Origin of the sequence: Snodgrassella sp. CS2, from assembly GCF_050310315.1 — a bacterium.
Taxonomy (GTDB): domain Bacteria; phylum Pseudomonadota; class Gammaproteobacteria; order Burkholderiales; family Neisseriaceae; genus Snodgrassella; species Snodgrassella alvi_E.
This window is the reverse complement of record NZ_JBNPBA010000021.1, coordinates 1-3,757: the sequence shown is the minus strand read 5'-3', so window position 1 is coordinate 3,757 and position 3,757 is coordinate 1. Positions and strand designations below refer to the sequence as shown.

The 3,757-nt window shown below is 31.9% G+C and carries 5 protein-coding genes; all 5 read right to left on the bottom strand.

Annotated elements, in window-relative coordinates; translation table 11 throughout:
* A partial coding sequence (locus ACQP6D_RS11005) for an RHS repeat-associated core domain-containing protein (RefSeq protein WP_427858235.1) occupies nt 1-180 on the bottom strand: 180 nt, incomplete at its 3' end.
* A 451-nt stretch (nt 181-631) separates the two neighbouring features.
* Complete coding sequence (locus ACQP6D_RS11000) at nt 632-850, bottom strand: hypothetical protein (RefSeq protein ID WP_427858234.1); 219 nt, start codon at nt 848-850, stop codon at nt 632-634.
* A gap of 811 nt (nt 851-1,661) precedes the next feature.
* Nucleotides 1,662-2,042 carry an RHS repeat domain-containing protein gene (locus ACQP6D_RS10995; protein WP_427858233.1) on the bottom strand — a complete coding sequence of 127 codons (381 nt, stop codon included), beginning with the start codon at nt 2,040-2,042 and terminating at the stop codon, nt 1,662-1,664.
* 362 nt (nt 2,043-2,404) lie between these two features.
* On the bottom strand, nt 2,405-2,977 hold the full coding sequence (locus ACQP6D_RS10990; RefSeq protein ID WP_367440156.1) for a hypothetical protein: 573 nt from the start codon (nt 2,975-2,977) through the stop codon (nt 2,405-2,407).
* 30 nt (nt 2,978-3,007) lie between these two features.
* On the bottom strand, nt 3,008-3,757 hold a 750-nt coding region (locus ACQP6D_RS10985), incomplete at its 5' end, for an RHS repeat-associated core domain-containing protein (protein WP_427858232.1).

Sequence of the window (3,757 nt, the reverse complement as noted above, 5' to 3'; positions counted from 1 at the left end):
TCCTCCTGCTAACCCTATCGGGTCATTCTGAATATATCTCCCCGTCTTCGCGTCGTAATCCCTGAAGTAGTTATACGTTAGTCCGGTCTCTTCGTCGTAATACTGTCCCGGAAACTTCAGGTTCATTGTGATTTGGTTATTTGCATCCAGTTCGCTTTTACCAAATGTATCACTGGTAATCTTCCAGCTCTGTTCTCCTGCACTGTTTATTGCTCGTTATGGGGTGCCTAGATGGTCTGTTATTAAATAGTGATAGGTGGCTAATTTGGGTTTTGACCTTCGTTTATGTTGGCCTGCCGCAATGGCTGATATCCCTATCACAGTCTGTTCCTAGCCGTACGCTACTGTAGATGTAGCATATGGATTTGCCTTTTGCAGTTTTGATAGTGCTAATGCCATATGGATCAATAGCTGGCCATTGCTGGTATAGGTTAAATCATTGGTCTATTTTTTTCTTTCTCCCATTTATTCAATTAATTCTGCTAATTGAACAGTCATTTTCCAAATCATCTGGAGCTGCCAATTCAATTGTCATTGGCATTATTCTGTAAAATATGGCCGCTGCTCTGGTATTTCTATTTTAGTTTTACCAAAGCTAAGCGATCCCATCGGTCAAACTAATAAATTTTGCCTACAGATAAATGATTTCATGACAAAAATCTTTATCGATTATAAACACTTCTATTCTAAAACCTTTAGGATAATCTTTAAAACCTGATACATTCTCCCGTTTCTTTTTTTCTTCAAGTGCTCTTTCTAATGAGGAAAAAGTGCCAATTTCGAATTGTGTTAAACCATTTTGTTTTGTCTCTTTAGCGTGAATCAATGTATAAACTTTGTTTTCAGTCATATTCAGCACCATTTAAAAAATTTATTACTAAATTATATAGTGACGAAGCCTTCACGCCACCAATCTGCGTCTATATTATTAACATCATAAATCTCAAGCCTTTTCAATTTACTCAAATAAAAAATTTTTGAATAATATTTTTTCCTTTCTAAAGCTTTATGATAAGTGCTATAAAAACCTAATATTTGACATATTTCAGGATCAAAATCATCTGAATATGGAAACGCAAATTCAATAGCTTGATTACCATGATATGAATAAGTTACGTAATTTAACCGGAATAATGTCATAACTATTTTATCCTTTTCAAATTAAGGTTTTTACTTATATTTTTATTATATCTTAATTGTAAATTAATTAACTACTTTAATAATAAAATTTATTTATAGCCTCTCCATGCTTTTTTTATTTGACTATACTCTGATCCTCCACCTTTCTCCGATTTTTCTAATACTTTATCTTTACCATATCTGTCCCTAATTAATCTAATAGCATATTGCTCAGGGGTTTCATCTTTATATGGTGGTTTTCCTCTTGCCCAGCCAGGAGCATCGTTAGCAGATTCTTTACCCGATTGCTTTGAAATTCGTTTTTTGAATTCTCTTTTGCAATCAGAGTCTTTAGGATCACAATCTCTATTAGGAGAATTAGAATTACTATTTAAATCGATATCTACTTCATTACATTCTTTACCCTTTTTTCTTTTATTCTTTAATTTTGTTTAAGATAGCAATTGAAGGAAGTGATCCATATGCATCATTTCTTTTTTATATTTTGATATAAACCATACAATAAATCAGCTACAAATTTATTACATGCAGGACAGTACGCATGCATTTACAATGGTGGCTCCTATAACTGCTTGAATTAATATTTGAGCAAACTTTTCAGTCGGGTCACTGTATACCAGAGGATTTCCACCTACATATTCATACGTGTTAATCCACCCAACCAACCCTATTGGGTCACTCTGGATATACCTCCTGAAGTAGTTGTACGATAGTCCAATCTTTCCGTCGTAATACTGTCCCGGAAACCTCAGGTTCATGGTGATTTGGTTATTTGCATCCAGTTCGCTGTTGCCAAATGCATCACTGGTAATCTTCCAGCTCTGTTCTCCTGCACTGTTTATTGCTTGTTGCATGGTGCCCAGATGGTCTGTTATTAGGTAGTAATAACTGGCGTTTTTCAAGGTTTGGCCTTCACTTAGGTTAGCTTACCACAGTGGGCTAATACACTTTAAAAATGTATATAAATATACTTGAGTAATATATGTTAATTTTTAATTGTAATCATATTTTTAAAAAAATTATTATAAAGAAAAATTTTTTTACAGAAAAAAAATAATTTTAATAGTTATACACATCATTTTAATTTAATAATTTCTACATAAAAATATAGTATGAATAATAAAAATTTACTAACTAATTAAGTTTATTGACCTAGTTAAAGATTTATAATTAGTTAGTCTTTATCAAACAATTTAATATTTAAAAATTAAATTAGTTTTAAAATTTTCGAAAATATAGTTTTAATATTTTCAATTTCTCAAAATTATTCATTTTCATCTATTTTCCCGAAGACATTTTCTATCCTTTCCAAATATTTTTTATAATAAATAGTATATTTTTTTTTATCATATAGCCTTTTATATATATATTGACGCCCATAGATAGCATAATGAATATCTTCTGATACACTAGCCTCAATTTCCCAGTCCTTTAGGATAAATAATTGAATTTTTTCCTCTTTAGGTAGTTGATTCAATTTTTTTATTAAAGCAGTTTCTTTTAATCTAGATATAAGCACATAACGGTATATATCTGAATCACTTAATAAATTATAATTTAATTTATCTGTAAAATCATCATCGTTTAAAACCTGACGAGCATAATAAGCTAAACAATACCTATGTGGTTTTTTCCAATCAATCGGCACATCTAATTTTTTAATAATTTTATCAGCTTCTAAAATCCAAGTTTTTTTATCTGTATTATTATAGATACTAAAAGAAACATAATGTTCAAATGTATCTGATCTATATATTACAATATATACTACCCCATCATTAATATAAGCAACTTTAGCTTTGAAGTAATTATTTTTTATTAAACATGTATTCAACATAAAAACTCCACTTTTTTGAAAAAAAGAAAGCTAATTGAATTTTTTTGCAACCTCTTTGGAAACACTCATTTTTTCTGCTATTGACCGTTTTGATGATTTTAATATTTCATCTGCTTGCTTGTCATATTCACAACCCCAAAGTTTAGCTTCATTTACAAGCTTTTTCAAAGCATCTAATACTCGATTGTACCTTAGATTATGTCCACTGTCCCCTCCTCCATATTTTATTAAGTCTCCGGCTCGTATTCTTGCTCTCATTGATAAATAATATATTGCATTTCTTATTTTTTGACAACGATCGTTTGGTTCAAAAGGGTCATATCCTAACTCTTTTTTTCCTTCACATACATTAAGTAAATGATCTTCCCCTGGATGTCTTGAATTTAAATATGGTAACCCATTATTTCCTTCTTTCAATCTTCTATCAATATTCTGATTTATGCCTGCACCTACTCCAGGCATGATGCCAGAAACTAATCTTCTAGCCCGAATGCTTGATAATGCTGATCTCAAATCTATAATGCCTAACCTTATTCCAGCAACAACTAATGCACCAACTACCGGAGCAATCTCCCCAGTCGGGTCACTATATATAAGCGGATTTCCACCTACATACCCATACGTGTTTATTCCCCCAGCCAACCCTATCGGGTCATTCTGAATATATCTCCCTGTCTTCGCGTCGTAATCCCTGAAGTAGTTGTACGATAGTCCAGTCTCTTCGTCGTAATACTGTCCCGGAAACCTCAGGTTCATGGTGATTTGGTTATTTGCATCCAG